We start from the raw sequence: 19,540 nt of genomic DNA on the forward strand, positions 1-19,540 counted from the left end.
GGTCAGGCGGCCAGTGCCGGGCCTACCAGTTCCTCGAGGACGTCCTCCATCGTGACGAACCCGATGACCGTGCCCTTGTCACCGGTGACCGCGGCCAGGTGCGTGCCCGCGGCCCGCATCACGGTCATCGCGTCGTCGAGCGGCGTGTCGATCGCGACCCGGACGACGCGGTGCAGCGCGCCGGGGTGGAACGGCGCGGAGCGGTCCGCGACGCCGAGCGCGTCCTTGATGTGCAGGTAGCCGAGGATCTCCCCGCCCGCACCGGTGACCGGCAGCCGCGAGAACCCGGAGGCCGCCGCGGCCTTCTCCAACTGCCGCGCGGTGGTGGACGCGTCGACCGTGACCATCCGCCCGCGCGGCACCATGACCTCGCCGACCGGCCGCGTCCCGAGCTCCAGCGCGTCCCGCAGCCGCTCGCCGTCGGCCGGGTCGAGCAGCCCCGCCTCGCTGGAGTCCTCGACGAGCCGGGCGAGCTCGTCGTCGGTGAAGACCGCCGCGACCTCGTCCTTCGGCTCGACCCGCAGCAGGCGGAGCAGCGTGTTGGCGAACGCGTTGATCCCGAAGATGACCGGGCGCAGCGCCCGGGTCAGCGCGACCAGCGGCGGGCCGAGGAGCAGCGCGGTCGGCGCCGGGGCGGCGAGCGCGATGTTCTTGGGGATCATCTCGCCGATCAGCATGTGCAGGTACGTGGCCGCCGACAGGGCGATCACGAACGCGATCGGGTGGACGAGCCCGTCCGGCACCCCGATCGCCGCGAACGGCGGCTCCAGGAGGTGCGCGATCGCCGGCTCGGCGACCGCGCCGAGCACCAGCGAGGAGATGGTGATCCCGAGCTGCGCGGTCGCCATCACCGCGGAGAGGTGCTCCAGACCCCACAGCGTGTTCTTCGCCCGCCGGTCGCCCTTGAGCGCCGCGGGCTCGATCTGGCTGCGCCGCGCGGAGATCAGCGCGAACTCCGCGCCGACGAAGAACGCGTTGGTGAGCAGGGTCAGCGCTCCGATCAGCAACTGCACGGTGGTCATCGGGCGCTCTCCTGGGCGAGGGTCTTGTCGTGGGTGACGGGGGCGGCCCCGATGACGGTTCTCAGGGACAGCGGTTCGGCCGCGGGCCCGGTGACCCGCACGCGGTCCGCGCGGTGGTGCGCGACGTGCAGGACGGCGAACTGCCAGCCGTCCACGTCGAGCCGGTCCCCGGGGGCGGGGATGCGGGCGAGCCGGGTGGCGAGCAGGCCGGCGAGGGTCTCGTAGGGGCCCTCGGGCGCCTCGAAGCCGATCTCCGCCAGCTGGTCGAGCCGGACGCCGCCCTCGGCCTCCCACACCGCGCGGCCGTCGGGGGACGGCTCGGCGGCGGCGAGGTCGGGGACCTCCCCCTTGTCGTACTCGTCGTGGACCTCGCCCACGACCTCCTCCACGATGTCCTCCAGGGTCGCGACCCCGGCCGTGCCGCCGTACTCGTCGACGATCACGGCCATCGCGCGGTGCTCGCGCAGCCGGCCGAGGAGCCGGTCGACGGTCAGCGAGTCGGGGACGAGCAGCGGCTCGGTGGCGATCTCGGTGACGGGCGTGCGGTGGCGCACCGCCTCGTCGAGGGCGAGCACGTCGCGGATGTGGACGGTGCCGATCACCGCGTCGAGGCTGTCGCGGTAGACCGGGAAGCGGGAGAGGCCGGTGGCCAGCGTCAGGTTCGCCGCGTCGGCGGCGGTGGCCTGCGCGTCCAGCGCCTTGACGTCGACCCGCGGGGTCATCACGTTCTGCGCGGTCAGCTCGCCCAGGTGCAGGGTGCGGACGAACAGCTCGGCGGAGTCCTGCTCGATCGCGCCCTCGCGGGCGGAGTGCTGGACCAGCGCGACCAGCTCGTCGGGGGTGCGGGCCGAGGCCAGCTCCTCCTGCGGCTCCAGGCCGAAGCGGCGCACGGCGCGGTTGGCGGTGTTGTTCAGGTGCCGGATCAGCGGGGCGAAGGCGGCGGTGAAGCCGCGCTGCGGTCCGGCGACGACCTTCGCGACCGCGAGCGGCCGGGAGATCGCCCAGTTCTTCGGGACCAGCTCGCCGACGACCATCAGGACGACGGTGGAGAGCGCGACGCCGAGCACGGCGGCGACACCCGTCACCGCGCCGTCGGACAGGCCCGTGGCGCTCAGCGGCCCGCGCAGCAGCGCGGAGATCGACGGCTCGGCCAGCATGCCGATCACCAGGGAGGTGACGGTGATGCCCAGCTGGGCGCCGGAGAGCTGGAACGTCAGCCGCTTGACGGCGGCGAGGGCGCCGGCGGCGCCGCGCTCACCGGCCTCGGCGGCCTTGACGACGTCCGCGCGTTCCAGCGTGGTGAGGGAGAACTCGGCGGCGACGAACACCGCGCAGGCCAGCGTCAGGCCCAGGGCGAGGAGCAGGAGCAGCACTTCGGTCACCGTGCCACCTCCTGTCCCTGGCGCGCGGGGCGCGGGCGGACGGCGGCACGGCTCGTACTGGGAGGCTCACCCATGACGGGTCGCTCACTCCTTCTCAGGCTGTCGTCCGGCGGGGACGCGCGGACGGGAAAGGACAGTGTCACACGGGGAAAGGTAAAGAGATAGTAAACGAGCCGGTGCGAAATCGGCGGTCGTGGTCCGGTCGTGCGCCCGCGCGGGTGAACAGGTGTGCCCCGGGGGCAGGGGGGCACCCGTCGGTCACAACCTGACCCAAGGGGGCCGATGTGGAAGTCAACGGCATCATCAGCGCGATCCTGATCGGCATCGTCATCGGCATCCTGGGGCGCCTGCTCCTGCCGGGCCGGCAGCGGATCGGCATCCTGTGGACCATCCTGGTCGGCATCGCGGCCGCCCTGCTCGGCTCGGCGATCGCCGCGGCCTTCGGCGTCGACGAGACCGACGGCCCCGACTGGATCGAGTGGCTGATCCAGCTGGCCCTCGCCGCCGTCGGGGTCGGCATCCTCGACCGGGCCAAGTCCGGCCGCCGCCGCTGACCCGGCCGCCTCCGGCACGGGCATCCTCCGGGAAGCCCTCCGCGGGAGGCGGAGGACGACGTCACGGCGCCGCGTCGCCGCGCCGTGACGTCTCCTTCAGCAGCTCCTCCAGATCCTTCAGCCGGTCCAGCCCCTGCACCGCCCGCGCCATCCGGTGGTTGCCCGCCAGCGCGGTCCGGTGCCGGTGCAGGAAGGCCCAGTACCCGGCGGTGTACGGGCAGGCCCGCTCGCCCGTCCGCTCGGTCGGCCGGTACGCGCACGGCCCGCACAGGTCGCTCATCCTGTTGATGTACGCCCCGCCCGACGTGTACGGCTTGGTCGTCATCCGGCCGCCGTCCGCGTACTGCGACATGCCGACGACGTTCGGCAGCATCACCCAGTCGTAGCCGTCGACGAAGCACCGGTGGAACCAGTCGGTCACCGCCGCCGGGTCCCAGCCGTCCTGCAGCGCCCGGCTGCCGAGCACCATCAGGCGCGGGATGTGGTGCGTCCATCCGGTGTCGCGCACCTGGGCGAGGACGGTGGACAGGCAGTTCGCGGTCACCGCGTCGGCGTCCAGCTCCAGGAACCACTCCGGCAGGGGGGTGGTGTGCTTCAGCGCGTTGCGCTCGCGGTAGTCCTCGCCAAAGTGCCAGTAGAGGTGCCAGACGTACTCGCGCCAACCGGCGATCTGCCGGACGAAGCCCTCGACGCTGTTCAGCGGCGCGTCGCCGTCCCGCCACGCCTTCTCCGCGCGCTCCACGCACTCCAGCGGGTCGAGCAGGCCGAGGTTGAGCGACGCGGACAGCAGGCTGTGGCTCATCACCGGGTCCGCGGCGAGCATCGCGTCCTCGTACGGGCCGAAGTCCGTCAGCCGGTACTCGACGAACCGGCGCAGCGCGGCGAGCGCCTGGCGTCGGGTGGCGGGGAACCGCCGGGGGCCGTCGCGGCCGACGAACGAGACGTCGCCGTCCTTCTCCCACCGGTCGAGGTCGCGGCGGACCTCCTCGTCGATCTCGTCCTCGCGCGGCTCCCACGGGCCCTCGACGTCGAGCCGCTCCCTGCCGCGCGGCGGGGGTTCGCGGTTGTCGTGGTCCAGGTTCCAGGTGCCGCCGGCCGGGTTCTCCCCGTCCATCAGCAGGTCGTGGCCCGTCCGCACCCAGCGGTAGAAGTTCTCCATCCGCAGGGTCGGCTTCTCCGTACGCCCCGCCCACGCCGCGAAGTCCTTCCGCGGCACCAGGAAGCCCTTCGCCGGGAGCACCTCCACCCCGTCCAGCGACCGCACGAACTCCAGCGCGGGCCGCGAGGTGGGGTGGCACACGGTCAGCTCCCGCCGCTTGCCGAGCGCCTTCTCCAACCCCTCCCGATACGTCTCCGCCCGCACGTACGTCACCCGATCACCCAGCTCCGCCGCCCGGTGCCGCATCGCCGACAGCACCAGATGCGCCTTCGCCCGGTGGAACCGCCGCCGCCTGAACACCGACCGCGCCTCCACCATCACCACCGGCGCCTGGACGTCCGGCCCCCCGTGCCGCGGATCGACGAAGTGCGGACCGAGCTGGTCCCCGAACAGCCAGTGCGGGCGGGATGTCATGGTGGCTGCCTCTCGCCGTGGAACCGGTCCGTGGCGATGCTGCCAGCCCGGCACGCGCCCCGCATGCCGACGCTCCGGGCAAGAGAATCCAACCCGGCCGGTGTGTGAGGCCACCGGGCGGAGCCGCGAGCCGGTGCGTGCCGAGCCGTAAAAACTCTCAGCCCGGCCGGCGTTTGAGGCCGCGCGGGCGCAGCCCGTGCATCCGCGGCGCAGCCGCGAACCCCGTTGCCGCCGCCCAAGGCCCCCGCGTGCCCCGCCCGCCGAGACCGCAGGTCGCACGTACCATTCCGCGGGCGGGCCCCACCCCGTTCATCCGTCCCGCCGCATGCGCAGCCCCCCGCATCCGCGACCCCCCGACGACCGGAACCCGTACCGTGACCCCACCGCCGTCCCCGCCCCCCACCGGATCGAAGCCGGGAGAGTTCGAACAGCAGGCGCTGTTCGGCTGGGAGGAGACCGCCGCACCCCCACCCCGCGGCGGGTTCCGCGACAGCGCACAGGCCCGGCGCATGCTGGACGTCCGCGAGGTCTACGCGCAGCCGGAAGCCCTGGAATCCCCCCGCGGGCAGCAGATCCTCGCCCGCCTTCCCGGCGTGCCCGTGACGGAGGTCCCGGGCCACTGGAACATCCCGTCCCTGCACGGCAACGACGGCAACATCAACCGCTGGGCCCGCATCAAGACCGAGACCCTCGTCCTCGGTGTGAAACGCACCCTCGCCACCCGCTTCAACGGCCGCTCCGCCGACTGGATCGCCCCCGGCGCCTCCAACGGCTGCGCGATGGCCTGCGCGTACTGCTACGTCCCGCGCCGCAAGGGCTTCGCGAACCCGATCACATTGTTCACGAACATCGACCAGATCGCCGCCCACCTGCGCCGCCACGTCCGCGAGCAGGGCCCGAAGACGGAGCCCAACCAGTGCGACCCCGAGGCCTGGGTCTACGACATCGGCGAGAACGGCGACTGCTCGGTGGACGCGCTGGTCTGCGACAACACCGCCGACCTGATCGCCCTCTTCCGCGAACTCCCGACCGCCAAGGCCTCGTTCGCGACGAAGTTCGTCAACCCCGACCTCCTGGAGCTCGATCCGCGGGGCCGCACCCGCATCCGCTTCTCGGTGATGCCCCCCGCCGACTCCCGGCTCCTCGACATCCGCACGACGCCGGTCCCCGAACGCATCGCCGCCGCGGCCGACTTCCTCGACGCCGGCTACGAGGTCCACTTCAACCTCTCCCCGGTCGTGCTCCGCCCCGGCTGGGAGCGCGACTGGGCCGATCTCCTGCGCCACCTCGACGACGTGCTCCCCGCCCGGGTCAAGGCGCAGGCCGCCGCCGAGGTCATCATGCTGACGCACAACAAGGAGCTGCACGAGGTCAACCTCGGCTGGCACCCGCGCGCCGAGGACGTGCTGTGGCACCCCGCCGCCCAGGAGACCAAGCGCTCGGAGAACGGCGCGCTCAACGTCCGCTACGCACGCGGGATCAAGCGCGACGCGCTCGACCGCCTGCACGCCCTGATCGAGGCCAACGCCCCATGGCTGCGCGTCCGTTACGCGTTCTGACGGACTGTCAGGCGAGTCCCGCCAGCCCGTCCCGGTGCCGCGCCCCGCTCTCCGCGGCGATCTCGTCGAGCGTCTGCGCGTCCCGCACGACGGTGAGCCGCACCCCGCCGTCCGCCCCGACGGCGAACCCGTGCACCCCCACCCGCGGCAGGCTGTTGTACGCCCACGGCGTCGAGAAGTAGTACGCGCCCGTGTCGTACAGGACGACGTGGTCGCCCTCGTCGAGCAGCGGCAGCTCGCGGTCCTCCGCGACGACGTCCCCGGCGAAGCAGCACGGCCCGGCCACGTCCTGCGCGACCTGCGGCCCGTCCTTCGGCCGCCCGGCCGCGTCGAACGCGCCGACCCGCAGCGGCCAGGAGCCGGGCATCAGGACGGTACGGGTCGCGGTCTGGGCGCCCGCGTGGGTGACCGCGATCCGGCGGCCGCCGGCCTCCTTCGCGTACTCCACGCGCGCCGCGATGAAGCCGTTCTTCGCGAGGATCGAGCGGCCGAACTCGGTGACCAGGCCGTAGCGCCCGTCGAACAGACCGGGCGCGGCCGCCCGCAGCGCGGCGGTGTAGTCGCGGAACGTGGGGCGCGTCTCGTCGTCGGAGAAGTTGACGGGCAGTCCGCCGCCGATGTCCAGGCTGGTGACCTGCTGTCGGCCGGCCGCCGCGTTGATCTCCTCGGCCAGCCGGTACGTCTCCGCGATGCCCTCCGCGATCAGCTCCAGCGGGCAGCCCTGCGAGCCGACGTGGGCGTGCAGCCGGGTCAGCCAGGGCCGCCGCACGAACGCCTCGACGACCCGCTCCCGGCTCCCGGGGTCGCGCAGCGCGACGCCGAACTTCGAGGTGGGGGTGGCCGTGCTCATCGCCCCGATCGCCCCGCCGCCGACCTGCGGGTTCACCCGCAGGCCGACCACGGACGCGCAGCCCTCGGGCCGCAGCGCGTCGATCCGGTCCAGCTCGGCGAGGTTGTCCGCGTTGAGCGCGATGCCCAGGTCCAGGGCCTCGGCGATCTCGTCCCAGGTCTTCGCGGGGGAGTCGAGCACGATCCGCCCGGGCGCGAAGCCGGCCTCCCGCGCCAGCCGCAGCTCGCCCGGGCTCGCCACCTCGCACCCCATGCCGAGCCCGGCAAGGAGCCGCAGCACCGGCACCAGGGACGACGCCTTCGCCGCGAAGGTGTGCAGCACGTCCGGCACCCCGTCGAAGGCGGCGTGCAGCTCGCCGACCGAGCGGCGGACCCCCTCGACGTCCACGAACCCGGCGACGGGCAGCCCGCCGTCCAGCAGCCCGTCCTCGATCGCCCGCCGCAGCACGGCGCCCACCCGCTCGGCGGTGCGGGGTGCGACGGACGGGGTGCGCGGGTCGACGTGCCGCAGCACGTCAGGGGTGGCGGTCACGGGCCTGCCTTCGGGTCGGGTGCGGACGAGCGGGATGCTGGCTCACCGTCAAGCCTCCGCCGGGCGCGGCGTCGGGGTCACCGTGCCCCACGACAAAAGACGGCCCGCTTTTCGTCCCCGCCGCCAAACCCCGACCCGGCGGGCGCTCTCACGGCTCCCCGGCACCCGGCCCCGTCGAGCCCGCCAGGCGCACCGCGAGTCCGGCCACGAGGCGGGTGTCCGGGTCGTCGAGGTCGATGCCGAAGCGCTCGCGGACCCGGCGGAGGCGGTAGCGGAGGGTGTTGGGGTGCAGGACGAGGCGGCGGGCCGCGCGGGTGACGTCGCCGGCCGCGTCGAGGTAGGCGCCGACCGACCGTGCGAGGTCGCCGCCGGACTCGCGGTCGGCGGCCAGGAGCGCGTCGAGCGGGCCGCCGTGGCGCTCCCAGAGCGGGCCGACGGCGTCGAGGACGCGGAGTACGTCGACGGCGTGCCCGAGGTCGCCCGGCCCCGCGTGCCGCAGGGGCGGCCGCCCGTCGTCGCCGCCCCGCGCCTCCCGCTCGCGCAGGGCCCGGACGACCAGCAGCGCCTCGCCGTAGGAGTCGGCCGCGCCCGGCGCCGGGGGACCCGCCCCGACCCGGACCGCCGGCGCGTCCGCGGTCCCCGCGGCGAGCGCGGCGAGCCGGCGCGCGAGCGCCGCCGCGTCCCGCCCGTCGTCGTCTTCGGGCACGGGGACCAGGACCGTCAGCCGGTGCTCCTCGCGCAGCACGCGGACGGTGGCGCGATGGGCCGCCGCCTGCAGCGCGAGCGCCTCCAGGACGCGGTCCGCGGCGCCTTCGCGCCCGCCCTCCGCCGCGCTCTCGGCGACGACGACGGCGATCCGCCCGTCGGGCGCGAGCCCGAGCGACCACAGGTGCGCGCGGGTGTCGCCGACACCGTCCCGCAGGCTCCGCACGGCGTGGTCCCGCCGCGCCTGCCCCGCGCTCGCCCGCAGCCGGTGCTCCAGGAGGTACGGCACGGCCGTCTCCGCGGCCCGCCGCAGCACGTCCGCCGCGTCGGGGGAGAGGCGCCGGCCGTCCGCCGCCGCCCAGATCGAACCGAGCACCTCCCCGCCGCTGCGGACGGCGACGACCAGCCGCTCCGGTCCGTCGCCCGCGGCGGGGCGGTGGATCACGTCCCGGGACGTCCACAGCGCCCGCAGCAGCCCGCTGTCGCGCAGCTCCGCGACCCGCCACTCGGGCACCCGCCCGCCCAGGATCGTCGACTGCCGCAGCCCGTCCGCGTCCGCCGTCGTCGCCGAGTGGGCGAGGACCCGGAAGCGGGTGTCCTCCACGGTGATCGACGCCCCGCACTGCCGCGCCACCACCGACGCGAGCGAGGCGAGGTCGCCGCCGGCCCGCCCGCCCCGCCCGTCGCCCGCGCCCGCCGCGTCGAACGCGAGCGCCGCCCGGACCAGCGCGACGACGTCGTCCCAGGCCGCCCATCCGGCGCGCCCCAGCAGCGCGATCCCGCCCTCGCGGGCCGCCTCGCGCACCGCCGCGGGCGGCTCGCCGTGGCCGTCGCCGTCGCCGTCGCCTTCGCCTTCGCCTTCGCGGAGCACCACCGCGACCGCCCCGCGCCGCGCGGCCTCCCTTACGGCCCGCTCCTCGTCCGCGCGCGGCCCCGTGGCGAGCACCACGCGGCCCGCGTACGACCGCGCGGGGTCCTCGTCGCCGATGACCACCCCGCGCACGGCGGCGTCCGGCCCGGCGGGCGCGAGCACGAGCCGCAGGACGCCGTCCTCGTCGAACGCAAGGAGCCGCCGCAGGCCGACACCGGTCGGATCGGGGGATGCACGCATGTCCCGAGCCTACGGAGCCGGTGGCGCGACGGGCGCGGGCGGTGGACCCCGGCCGGCGGGGTCAGGGTCGCGGCCCCTCCGAACTCGCCCGTGTCGCTGATGGGCCGAACGGGTGAGGCGCGGGACAATCGCCGGATGCAGATGAACAGCCGCTACGGACACGACGCCACCGACGAACAGTGGGAAGGGCTCGCCCAGGTCGTGCCGCTGCGCAGCCGCGACGAGTGGCCGTCCTGGCCGGGCCACCCCACGATGCCCGCGGACGGTCCCGGACCCGAGGAGGCGTACGAGGAGAAGCGGCAGTTCGTCGTCGTGCGCGCGCAGGTCTTCGCCGACGCGCGCGAGGTCGCCCAGTACCTCATGGCCGGCGTCCCGGTCCTGCTCGACCTCACCGGCGCCGAGGGCGACATCGGGCGGCGCATCCTCGACTTCAGCAGCGGCGTCGTCTTCGGCCACGGCAGCGGGATGCACCGCGTCGACCGCAACGTCTTCCTGCTCTCCCCGGCGGGCACGCAGGTGCAGGGCGTCGAGGCGGAGCAGCTGCCCTGACGGTGCTACACCTGGCCGCATGACCGAACCCGACGTCCGTGCGCTCCAGCGCCGACTGGCCGAATTCGCCGCCGCCCGCGACTGGCAGCCCTTCCACACGCCCAAGAACCTCGCCGCGGCGCTCAGTGTGGAGGCGGCCGAACTCCTCGAGATCTTCCAGTGGTCGACCCCCGAGCAGGCCGCGCGCGTCATGGACGAGCCGGGGTCCGCGGCCCGGGTCACGGACGAGGTCGCCGACGTGCTCGCCTACCTCCTGCAGTTCTGCGAGGTCCTCGGCATCGACGTGCTCGCCGCGCTCGCGGCCAAGATCGAGCGGAACGAGTCCCGCTTCCCGATCGGCGACGCTTCACGCGGTGGTCACTCTTCGGAGTGATCGAGTTGTTCACAAGTGAATTCGTGTCCAGAGAATTCCGCTTTCCTCTGGCTTTTCCGGGCCGACGCGCTCACTCTAGGTAGTGGGCAAGGGAGTTGCGAGAAGGCGCGGGACCGGACGGGGGGCGGTACATGGACGCGGTACGGCTGATCGGGGCGAGCCGGCGTGCGCTGGCGCAGTGCAGCGAGGCGGCGGACGTCATGGCGGAGGCCTGCCGGGCGCAGGCCCTCGCCCAGGCCGTCGGCGGCTACCTCGCCGCCACCGGCCCGCCCGCACTCCGCGGCGAGGCGGAGAGCCTCGCGGAGGTCAGCAGCCGGGGCATCGGCCCACCCGACGCCCCCGGCCACGCCGCCCGCCTCACCACGGTCGGCGACCTCCGCACCACCCTCCTCGCCCTCTCCGCGCTCCTCGGCGAGGTCGCCACCGCGCTGGTCGGCGTCGTCTGCGACGCGGACGACCACGGCCTGTACTGGCGCTGCGTCGAGTCCATGGACGCGGCCGACGAATCCGCGGACCGCGTCCACGAACTGCTCCGCCGCGTCGAACTCGGCGAACCAGGCCTGCCGCGCGCTGCGGGCCACGTATGACCGGCAGCAATCGTCGGCCCGTCCGGCGATCGAGACCGCCGGACGAAGGCCCCGTCAGCTCGCACGCACCCGCGCCGGAAGGGGGTGCAGGATGGTGCCATGGACCTCCGGATCTTCACCGAGCCCCAGCAGGGCGCCACGTACGACACGCTCCTCACCGTCGCCAAAGCCACCGAGACCCTCGGCTTCGACGCCTTCTTCCGCTCCGACCACTACCTCAAGATGGGCGACGCGACCGGCCTGCCCGGCCCGACCGACGCCTGGATCACCCTCGCCGGCCTCGCCCGCGAGACCCAGCGCATCCGCCTCGGCACCCTGATGACCGCCGCCACCTTCCGCCTCCCCGGACCGCTCGCCATCCAGGTCGCCCAGGTCGACCAGATGTCCGGCGGCCGCGTCGAACTCGGCCTCGGCGCGGGCTGGTACGAGGACGAGCACACCGCGTACGGCATCCCCTTCCCGAAGGAGAAGTTCGCGCGCCTGGAGGAGCAGCTCGCGATCGTCACCGGCCTGTGGGCCACCGACCCCGGCAAGACGTTCACCCACACCGGCGCCCACTACCGGCTGACCGACTCGCCCGCCCTCCCCAAGCCCGCCCAGCCGAGGCCCCCGATCCTCATCGGCGGCCACGGCGCGACCCGCACCCCCCGCCTCGCCGCGCAGTACGCGGACGAGTTCAACGCGCCGTTCGTCTCGGTCGCCGACACCGAGACCCTGTTCGGCCGTGTCCGCGCCGCCGCGGAGAAGGCCGGCCGCCGGGCCGACGACCTCGTCTACTCCAACGCCCTCGTCGCCTGCGTCGGCCGCGACGACGCCGAGGTCGCCCGCCGCGCCGCCGCGATCGGCCGGGACGTCGAAGAGCTCAAGGAGAACGGCCTCGCGGGCACCCCCGCCGAGGTCGTCGAGAAGCTCGGCCGCTACGGCGCCGTCGGCTCGACCCGCGTCTACCTCCAGATCCTCGACCTCGACGACCTGGACCACCTGGAGCTGATCTCCGCCGAGGTCATGCGCCAACTGCCCTGACACCCCACCGCCCCGAACCCGCGGCCGAAGCGGGCGGCGCGAACCCCGCGCTGCCCGCCCGCCACGCCGCCCGCCCGCCGCGCCCGCCCGGCCGCCGCCCGCCACGCCGCCCGCCCGCCACGCCGCACTCGCCCGCTCACCGCGCCGACCCGTTGCGCCGGCCCCTTGGGCATTCCGCGCTCGCCCGCCCACTTTCCGCGTCGCGCCGCGCCCGCCCACTGCGCCGCCCATCCGGCCGCTTGCCGCGCCGACCCGTTGCGCCGCCCCCTGGGTATTCCGCGCTCGCCCGCCCACGTTCCGCGCCGCGCCCGCCCACTGCGCCGCCCATCCGGCCGCTTGCCGCGCCGACCCGTTGCGCCGGCCCCGGCATTCCGCGCTGGCCCGCCCACGTTCCGCGTCGCGCCGCGCCCGCCCACTGCGCCGCCCATCCGGCCGCTTGCCGCGCCGACCCGTTGCGCCGCCCCCTGGGTATTCCGCGCTCGCCCGCCCACGTTCCGCGCCGCGCCCACCCGTTGCGCCGCCCATCCGGCCGCTTGCCGCGCCGACCCGTTGCGCCAGCCCCCGGCATTCCGCGCTGGCGCGACCGCCGCGCCCACCCCCCTCGCGCCGTGATGCGCACCCCCCGCCTCCCCGGGGAAGGATGACCGCATGGGATTCCACGTCGACTCCGAGGCCGGCCGCCTGCGCCGCGTCATCCTGCACCGCCCCGACCTCGAACTGAAGCGGCTCACGCCCGGCAACAAGGACGAGCTGCTCTTCGACGACGTCCTGTGGGTGCGCCGGGCGCGGCAGGAGCACGACGGCTTCGCGGACGTGCTGCGCGACCGCGGCGTCGAGGTGCACCTCTTCGGCGACCTGCTGAGCGAGACCCTCCGCGTCCCCGCGGCCAAGCGCCTCGTCCTGGACCGGGTCTTCGACGAGAAGGCCTACGGCCCGCTCGCCACCGACCACCTGCGCGCCGCCTTCGAGGAGTTGGACACCGGCGAGCTGGCCCAGGCGCTGATCGGCGGCATGACCAAGCGCGAGTTCCTCCAGCGGTACCCCGAGCCCGCCTCCGTCCGCTTCCACGTGATGGCCCCGGACGACTTCCTGCTCGGCCCGCTCCCCAACCACCTCTTCACCCGCGACACCTCCGCGTGGATCTACGACGGGGTCGCCATCAACGCCATGCGCTGGCCGGCCCGGCAGCGCGAGACCGTCCACTTCGAGGCCATCTACGCCCACCACCCGCTCTTCGCCGACCCGTCGCGGCCCTTCCACGTCTGGTCCGAGGGGCAGGCCGCCTACCCCTCCACCATCGAGGGCGGCGACGTCCTCGTCATCGGCAACGGGGCGGTCCTCGTCGGGATGAGCGAGCGGACCACCCCGCAGGCCGTCGAGATGCTCGCCCACAAGCTCTTCGCGGCCGGCTCCGCGACCACCATCGTCGCCCTCGACATGCCCAAGCGCCGGGCGCTGATGCACCTGGACACCGCCATGACGATGGTCGACGGCGACACCTTCACCCAGTACGCCGGCCTCGGCATGCTGCCGTCGTACACGATCGAGCCCGGCACCGGGGACCGCGACCTGAAGGTCACCGACCACGCCCCGGAGCACATGCACCGGGCCATCGCCGCCGCGCTCGCCCTCGACCGGATCCGCGTCCTGACCGCCACCCAGGACGTGCACGCGGCGCAGCGCGAGCAGTGGGACGACGGCTGCAACGTGCTGGCCGTCGAGCCGGGCGTCGTGGTCGCCTACGAGCGGAACGTCACCACCAACACCTACCTGCGCAAGCAGGGCATCGAGGTCATCGAGATCCCCGGCAGCGAGCTGGGCCGGGGCCGGGGCGGCCCGCGCTGCATGAGCTGCCCGGTGGAGCGCGACCCGGCCTGAGCGACCGTGTCCCCCGGTCGGGTGGCCCGACCCAGGGGCGCATGGCAATGCGGAACTTTGCATATCGATGCGGCCGCTCGTATAGTATGCGGCTTCCGACCACGGGCCCGACCACCCGTCCGACCACCCTCGCAGACCCAGGAGCCGCACCCATGCCCAAGGCCCCCGACCTCGCAGGCCGCCACTTCGTCAAGGAGCTGGACCTCACGGCGGAGGAGTTCCGCGGCCTCGTGGACCTGGCGGCGGAGCTCAAGGCGGCGAAGCGGGCGGGCACCGAGGAGCAGACCCTCAAGGGCCGGAACATCGCCCTGATCTTCGAGAAGACCTCCACCCGCACCCGCTGCGCCTTCGAGGTCGCCGCCGCCGACCAGGGCGCGTCCACCACCTACCTGGACCCGTCCGGCTCCCAGATCGGGCACAAGGAGTCCGCCAAGGACACCGCCCGCGTCCTCGGCCGGATGTTCGACGCGATCGAGTACCGGGGCGACGCGCAGGAGACCGTCGAGACCCTCGCCGCGCACGCCGGCGTGCCCGTCTACAACGGCCTCACCGACGACTGGCACCCCACCCAGATGCTCGCCGACGTGCTCACCATGACCGAGCACTGCGCGAAGCCGCTCGGCGGGATCGCGTTCGCCTACCTCGGCGACGCGCGGTTCAACATGGGCAACTCCTACCTGGTCACCGCCGCCCTGCTCGGCATGGACGTCCGGATCGTCGCCCCCCGCGCCTACTGGCCCGCGGAGGAGGTCGTCGCCACCGCCCGCGGTCTCGCCGAGGCCTCGGGCGCGCGGATCACGCTCACCGAGGAGGTGGCCGACGGCGTGCGCGGCGCGGACTTCGTCGTCACCGACGTGTGGGTCTCCATGGGCGAGCCCAAGGAGGTCTGGGCCGAGCGCATCGCCGCGCTCGCCCCCTACGCCGTCACCTCGGCCGTCATGGCGGCGACCGGGAACCCCGACGTGAAGTTCCTGCACTGCCTGCCCGCCTTCCACGACCTCGGCACGAAGGTGGGCCGCGAGATCCACGCCGCCCACGGCCTGACCGAGCTCGAGGTCACCGACGAGGTCTTCGAGTCGCCCGCCTCCGTCGTCTTCGACCAGGCCGAGAATCGGCTGCACACGATCAAGGCGGTTATGGTGGCCACGCTCGCCCGGCCGTGAACACGGCCCTGAGCCCGGCCGTGCGCAGGCCCGCCCCGTAGGAGCGGTCGCGCGCCGTCCGCCCGATCGCCCCAGCACCCGAACCAGCACACACTGGCGGGATCCGGACCACCACCCCCGGTCCCCTCCCGCCCGCGGCCCGACCCGAGCGCCGCGCCCGCACCACCAGAGATGAGAACCACCCCCATGCCCCCCACCGGCCTGCGCGTCAAGTCCCCCGAGAAGCTCATCGCGGAATCGGGGGCCGACCTCGAAGGGCACGGCCTCCGGCGGACCATGGGCCTGTTCCAGCTGGTCTGCTTCGGCGTCGGCGCGATCGTCGGCACCGGTATCTTCGTCGGCCTCTCCGACTCGGTCGCCGAAGCCGGCCCCGCCGTCGTGATCTCGTTCCTCCTGGCCGCGCTGACCTGCGTCTTCACCGCCTTCTCGTTCGCCGAACTGGGCGGCGCGATCCCGGTCTCCGGCTCGTCGTACTCCTTCGCCTACGCGACGCTCGGCGAGCGCAGCGCGTTCCTCGTCGGCTGGTGCCTGCTCCTGGAGTACGGCGTCTCCGTCTCCGCGGTCGCCGTCGGCTGGGGGCAGTACCTCAACAGCCTGCTGAACAGCGTGTTCGGGTTCGAGCTGCCCGCCGCGCTCTCGCACGCGCCCGGCGACGGGGGAGTGGTCAACCTGCCCGCCGTCGTGGTCATCCTGCTCGCCGCCACCCTGCTGGTGCGGGGCATCCGCGAGTCCGCGCGGGCCACCGCCGTGATGGCGGTCGTCAAGATCGCCGTCCTGGCCCTGTTCTGCGCGTTGGCGTTCTCCGCGTTCGAGTCCGGCAACCTCGACGGCTTCGCGGCCGCCGGATTCGCCGGAATCACCTCCGGCGCCTCGGTCGCCTTCTTCTCCTTCATCGGCTTCGACGCGATCACCACCGCCGGCGAGGAGGTCGAGAACCCGCGCCGGAACATCCCGCTCGCGATCATGATCTGCATGGGTGTGGTGGCGCTGCTCTACTGCACGGTCGCCCTCGCGGCCATCGGCGCGGTCGGATCCGACCAGGTGGCGCAGCAGGAGGCGGCCCTCGCCGTCGTCGTCGACGACGTCACGCACTCCACCGCCGGCGGCACCGTCATCGCCTTCGGCGCGGTCGTCGCCATCGCGTCCGTGGTGCTCGCGGTGATGTACGGGCAGACCCGCATCCTGATGTCGATGTCCCGCGACGGGCTCGTCCCCCAGGTCTTCGAGCGCGTGGACCCCAGGACGTCCACGCCGGTCGCCAACACCTGGATCGTCGCCTGCGTCTTCGCCGTGCCCGCCGCGTTCTCGACGCTCGACGTCGTCCTCGACCTCACCACCATCGGCACCCTCGGCGCCATGGTCGCGGTCAACCTCGCCGTGCTCCGGCTCCGGGCCACCCACCCCGACCTGGAGCGCAGCTTCCGCGTCCCGCTCCTGCCGGTCACCCCGCTGCTCGGCATCGCGATGTGCGTCTACCTGATGTACGGCACGGGCCCGGGGACCTGGCTGCAGTTCGCGGTCTTCCTCGCCGCCGGGGCGCTGGTCTACCAGTTCTACGGCCGCCGGAACTCCCGCCTCACCTCCTGAGCGGCCGGGGAGCGCCTACAGCGTGAACCACACCGCCTTGCCCTGCGCGGTCGGGCGGTGGCCGCACGCCGTGCTGAGCGTGCGGATGAGCAGCAGTCCCCGGCCGTCCTCGGCCAGCGCGAACGGGTCCGGTTCCGGCACCGGGCCGGCCAGGTCGGCGGGCGGCTGCGGGTCGTCGTCGTGCACCTCGAACTGCCAGCCGTTCGGCAGCAGCTCGATGACCAGCTCGATCGGGGCGTCGCCCGGGGTGTGCTCGACCGCGTTGGCCACCAGCTCCGCGGTGAGCAGCTCGGCGGTGTCCCCGGTGTCGGGGTCCCGCACGGCGGGCGCCTGCGACGCGGCCGAGATGTCGGCGAGCGCGGTCCGCACCAGCGCGCGGGCGATCGGCACGGCCGCCGCGGTGTGGGGCAGCTCGATCCGCCACGAGGACGGGGCGGCGGGCACCGTGGCGGTCAGGGGGGCGGGGGACGGGTCGGATGCGTCACGCAACGTCGGGGGTCCGTTCGGGGGCGGTGAGGTTCTCGGTTCAACCATACGAACTCGGCCACGGCACAGACAGGGTCGCCCGCCGCCGACCACTGGGACCTGTGACACACCGGCGGCGGGACGTACGGCTGCGCGGGACGCACGACCTCAGGGGGCGCGCGGCGAACGAGGGGGCGCGCGACGCCCTCCTGCGCGCCTCGCGCGGAGTCGATCGCGACTCTGCGTGAGTTCATGGCAACCGCTGGGTATGCGTACTGCGTCGACGCAGCTGCCTGCCGGAAGGAATGTGTTGCCATGTGGCACGACGCACCGCGCGAGCTGGCTCGAACCGTACCCGTCCAGACCGTGGTCACCTTCGTACTGGTCGCCGCCCTGATACGGCTGGCCCGCCCCGACCGGCCCGTGGCCTGGTGGCTGGCCGAGAGCGCCGTGGTGACGGCCGTCGCCGTGACCGTCCACCTCTCCCGGCGGCGTGGTGACAGCCGGGCCGTCGAGGTGACCGAGCGTGAACTCCCGCCGTTGGAGCGCGCGTTGCGCCAGGGCGCCGTGCCGGACACGGCGGCCGGCCGGCACGCCATGCGGCGGCTGGTGCGGCACCGCTCGGCGCAGCTGGAGCGCACCGCCTGGCTGCTCCCGGTCTTCCTCTGTTTCCTCGCCTTCGCCCCCGTCATCTACGCCTTCGACGGCTCCTGGCTCCGCGCCGCGGCGGCGCTCGTCCTCGTGACGGCCTTCGGCTGGTTCCTCGTGGCCATGCGCCGCCGCAACCACGCGCTCCTGCGCCGCATGATGGAACAGCTCGACGACCGGGCCCGCGGCCTGACCCGCAGCGCGTCGAACTGACCCGCGGCGCGTCCAGCCGACCGGGCGCGGTGCACGGCGAGTTGAGGGCCCGGTCCCGCGTACCACCGGCGTCCGCCGCGCCGCGCGTCCCTCAGGGGTCCGCCGTGCCGCGCGTCCCTCCGGTGCCCGCCGTGCCGCGCGTCCCTCCGGTGCCCGCCGCGCCGCGCGTCCCTCCGGAGTCCGCCGCGCCGCGCGTCCCTCCGGAGTCCGCCGCGCCGCGGCGGGCACCGCGCGGCCCCGCGCCCCGCGCCCGGTGCCGCCCCGCGCCCCGTGCCGGGCCGCCGGATTGCGGCCGTGTGAAATCCCAGAGGCCCCGTGCCACCCTGCCCCGCCGCCCGCCCGCGCTCCCGTCACGGTGCCGAATGCCCTGGTCAGCGCCCGGTTCGAGGGCGCGTGAGGTGCCGCCGCCCGATCACCCGGACGGGGAGCCCGTCGCCGGGGCACGCGGTTGACGGCGCCCCTCACCGCTGCGAGTCTCCGACGCATGTTCGCGACGGTCGCCCCCGCCCCGCGGCCCGCTCGTCCCGGCCGCGCCGACACGCCCACGGCGTGTCCGGCCTCCTGTACCGGCGCCTGAGCCGCGCCGAGGCCCGCGCCCCGCTCCGTCGCCGTACGCCGTGCGACGGCCCGCGACCGCCCGCCCCGCCTCCCCTCGACGGCCGCGCGCCCGCGCCCGACGGCAGCCGCAGCCGCCGACGGACCCGGGCCCCCGCGACGGCCGCCCGCGTCCCGCCCGCCCGCCACCGCACCCCGAAGGAGAACCCATGTCCACGTCGACCACCGCCCCCACCCTCACCGTCCAGCAGCTCGGCGGCCGGATCGGCGCCGTCGTCTCCGGCGTCCGGCTCGGCGGCGACCTCGACGCTGCCACCGTCGAGGCGATCCGCGGGACCCTCCTCGCCCACAAGGTGATCTTCTTCCGCGGCCAGGACCACCTCGACGAGGAGAGCCACGAGGCGTTCGGCCGGCTCCTCGGCACGCCGGTCGCGCATCCCACCGTCCCCTCCTCCGACGGCCGCTACTCGCTCGGCATCGACTCCGACCACGGCGGCCGGGCCAACGCCTGGCACACCGACGTCACCTTCGTCCCCGCCTACCCGGCCTTCTCGATCCTGCGCGCGATCGTCATCCCGCCCTACGGCGGCAACACCCTCTGGGCCAACACCGCCACCGCCTACACCGAGCTCCCGGAGCCGCTGCGCGTCCTCGCCGACCGCCTCCGGGCCGTCCACTCCAACGAGTACGACTACGCCGGCGTGCGCCCCAGCGCGTCCCGCGAGCTCCTCGCGAAGTACCGCGAGGTGTTCACCTCGACGAAGTTCCTCACCGAGCACCCCGTCGTCCGCGTCCACCCCGAGACCGGCGAACGCACGCTGCTCCTCGGCCAGTTCGTCAAGCGCATCAGCGGTCTGACCGGTGCCGACTCCCGCGCCCTGATCGACCTCTTCCAGTCGCACATCGAGCGCCCCGAGAACACCGTCCGCTGGTCCTGGCAGCCCGGCGACGTCGCCGTCTGGGACAACCGTGCCACCCAGCACTACGGCGTCGACGACTCCGACGACCACGACCGCAGGCTCCGCCGCGTCACCGTCGACGGCGACGTCCCCCTCGGCCCCGACGGCCGCCCCTCCACCCTCCTCACCCCCGACTCCGTCCCCGCCCCCTCCTACGGCATCCCCTCCGGCGCCTCGACGGCCCCCTGACCGCGTGCACGCGGACGCCCCCCGCCGGTGAGCGGGGGGCGTCGTGTCCCGTGCCCCGCCCGGC

The 19,540-nt window shown here is 74.4% G+C and carries 17 protein-coding genes; 11 read left to right on the plus strand and 6 right to left on the minus strand.

Annotated features, from left to right (window positions below; all coding sequences use genetic code 11):
* Positions 1 to 2: 2 nt before the first annotated feature.
* Entirely contained in the window at positions 3 to 1,022 is a 1,020-nt protein-coding gene (locus ACFWEG_RS04145; RefSeq protein WP_387208948.1) for a hemolysin family protein, read from the minus strand.
* The gene (locus ACFWEG_RS04150) at positions 1,019 to 2,404 is read right to left on the minus strand and encodes a hemolysin family protein (RefSeq protein ID WP_387208950.1); all 1,386 of its coding nucleotides are present in this window, start codon (positions 2,402 to 2,404) and stop codon (positions 1,019 to 1,021) included. Before ACFWEG_RS04150 ends, ACFWEG_RS04145 begins: the two co-directional genes overlap by 4 nt.
* Before the next feature lie 284 nt (positions 2,405 to 2,688).
* On the opposite strand from ACFWEG_RS04150, the gene ACFWEG_RS04155 reads away from it, so the two are divergent.
* Positions 2,689 to 2,958: a GlsB/YeaQ/YmgE family stress response membrane protein gene (locus tag ACFWEG_RS04155; protein ID WP_387208952.1), complete on the plus strand. Its 270-nt coding sequence runs from the start codon at positions 2,689 to 2,691 to the stop codon at positions 2,956 to 2,958.
* Positions 2,959 to 3,019: 61 nt separating this feature from the next.
* Here ACFWEG_RS04155 and ACFWEG_RS04160 read toward each other — a convergent pair whose 3' ends face one another.
* Positions 3,020 to 4,531, minus strand: a complete 1,512-nt coding sequence (locus ACFWEG_RS04160; RefSeq protein WP_387208954.1) for a cryptochrome/photolyase family protein — start codon at positions 4,529 to 4,531, stop codon at positions 3,020 to 3,022.
* A 374-nt stretch (positions 4,532 to 4,905) separates the two neighbouring features.
* On the opposite strand from ACFWEG_RS04160, the gene ACFWEG_RS04165 reads away from it, so the two are divergent.
* Complete coding sequence (locus ACFWEG_RS04165; RefSeq protein ID WP_387208956.1) at positions 4,906 to 6,090, plus strand: spore photoproduct lyase family protein; 1,185 nt, start codon at positions 4,906 to 4,908, stop codon at positions 6,088 to 6,090.
* 7 nt (positions 6,091 to 6,097) lie between these two features.
* Here ACFWEG_RS04165 and ACFWEG_RS04170 read toward each other — a convergent pair whose 3' ends face one another.
* Both ACFWEG_RS04170 and ACFWEG_RS04175 read right to left on the minus strand, forming a co-directional pair.
* A complete protein-coding gene (locus ACFWEG_RS04170; protein ID WP_387209007.1) occupies positions 6,098 to 7,453 on the minus strand; it encodes a diaminopimelate decarboxylase in 1,356 nt (451 codons plus the stop codon).
* Positions 7,454 to 7,619: 166 nt separating this feature from the next.
* Positions 7,620 to 9,287 (minus strand): helix-turn-helix domain-containing protein, encoded by a 1,668-nt coding sequence (locus ACFWEG_RS04175; RefSeq protein WP_387208958.1) that lies wholly within the window; start codon positions 9,285 to 9,287, stop codon positions 7,620 to 7,622.
* A gap of 141 nt (positions 9,288 to 9,428) precedes the next feature.
* On the opposite strand from ACFWEG_RS04175, the gene ACFWEG_RS04180 reads away from it, so the two are divergent.
* The 7 genes from ACFWEG_RS04180 (at position 9,429) to ACFWEG_RS04210 (ending at position 16,447) form a co-directional block, all read left to right on the plus strand.
* A complete protein-coding gene (locus tag ACFWEG_RS04180; protein ID WP_387209009.1) occupies positions 9,429 to 9,836 on the plus strand; it encodes a cell division protein SepF in 408 nt (135 codons plus the stop codon).
* Positions 9,837 to 9,855: 19 nt separating this feature from the next.
* Positions 9,856 to 10,209 (plus strand): nucleotide pyrophosphohydrolase, encoded by a 354-nt coding sequence (locus ACFWEG_RS04185; RefSeq protein ID WP_387208960.1) that lies wholly within the window; start codon positions 9,856 to 9,858, stop codon positions 10,207 to 10,209.
* A gap of 131 nt (positions 10,210 to 10,340) precedes the next feature.
* Entirely contained in the window at positions 10,341 to 10,796 is a 456-nt protein-coding gene (locus ACFWEG_RS04190) for a DUF6099 family protein (RefSeq protein WP_387208962.1), read from the plus strand.
* 99 nt (positions 10,797 to 10,895) lie between these two features.
* The gene (locus tag ACFWEG_RS04195) at positions 10,896 to 11,819 is read left to right on the plus strand and encodes an LLM class F420-dependent oxidoreductase (RefSeq protein WP_387208964.1); all 924 of its coding nucleotides are present in this window, start codon (positions 10,896 to 10,898) and stop codon (positions 11,817 to 11,819) included.
* 648 nt (positions 11,820 to 12,467) lie between these two features.
* Positions 12,468 to 13,697, plus strand: a complete 1,230-nt coding sequence (locus ACFWEG_RS04200) for an arginine deiminase (RefSeq protein WP_387208966.1) — start codon at positions 12,468 to 12,470, stop codon at positions 13,695 to 13,697.
* Between the two features lie 152 nt (positions 13,698 to 13,849).
* Positions 13,850 to 14,860: an ornithine carbamoyltransferase gene (gene argF / locus ACFWEG_RS04205; RefSeq protein WP_387208968.1), complete on the plus strand. Its 1,011-nt coding sequence runs from the start codon at positions 13,850 to 13,852 to the stop codon at positions 14,858 to 14,860.
* Between the two features lie 186 nt (positions 14,861 to 15,046).
* Positions 15,047 to 16,447 (plus strand): amino acid permease, encoded by a 1,401-nt coding sequence (locus ACFWEG_RS04210; RefSeq protein WP_387208970.1) that lies wholly within the window; start codon positions 15,047 to 15,049, stop codon positions 16,445 to 16,447.
* Positions 16,448 to 16,462: 15 nt separating this feature from the next.
* On the opposite strand, the gene ACFWEG_RS04215 is transcribed toward ACFWEG_RS04210, so the two are convergent.
* Positions 16,463 to 16,903: an ATP-binding protein gene (locus ACFWEG_RS04215; RefSeq protein ID WP_387209011.1), complete on the minus strand. Its 441-nt coding sequence runs from the start codon at positions 16,901 to 16,903 to the stop codon at positions 16,463 to 16,465.
* A 324-nt stretch (positions 16,904 to 17,227) separates the two neighbouring features.
* Between ACFWEG_RS04215 and ACFWEG_RS04220 the strand changes: the two genes are divergently transcribed.
* On the plus strand, positions 17,228 to 17,773 hold the full coding sequence (locus ACFWEG_RS04220) for a hypothetical protein (protein ID WP_387208972.1): 546 nt from the start codon (positions 17,228 to 17,230) through the stop codon (positions 17,771 to 17,773).
* Between the two features lie 764 nt (positions 17,774 to 18,537).
* Positions 18,538 to 19,476, plus strand: a complete 939-nt coding sequence (locus ACFWEG_RS04225; protein ID WP_387208974.1) for a TauD/TfdA dioxygenase family protein — start codon at positions 18,538 to 18,540, stop codon at positions 19,474 to 19,476.
* The last annotated feature ends 64 nt before the right edge of the window (positions 19,477 to 19,540 follow it).

Source organism: Streptomyces sp. NPDC060194 (assembly GCF_042728285.1).
Taxonomy (GTDB): domain Bacteria; phylum Actinomycetota; class Actinomycetes; order Streptomycetales; family Streptomycetaceae; genus Streptomyces.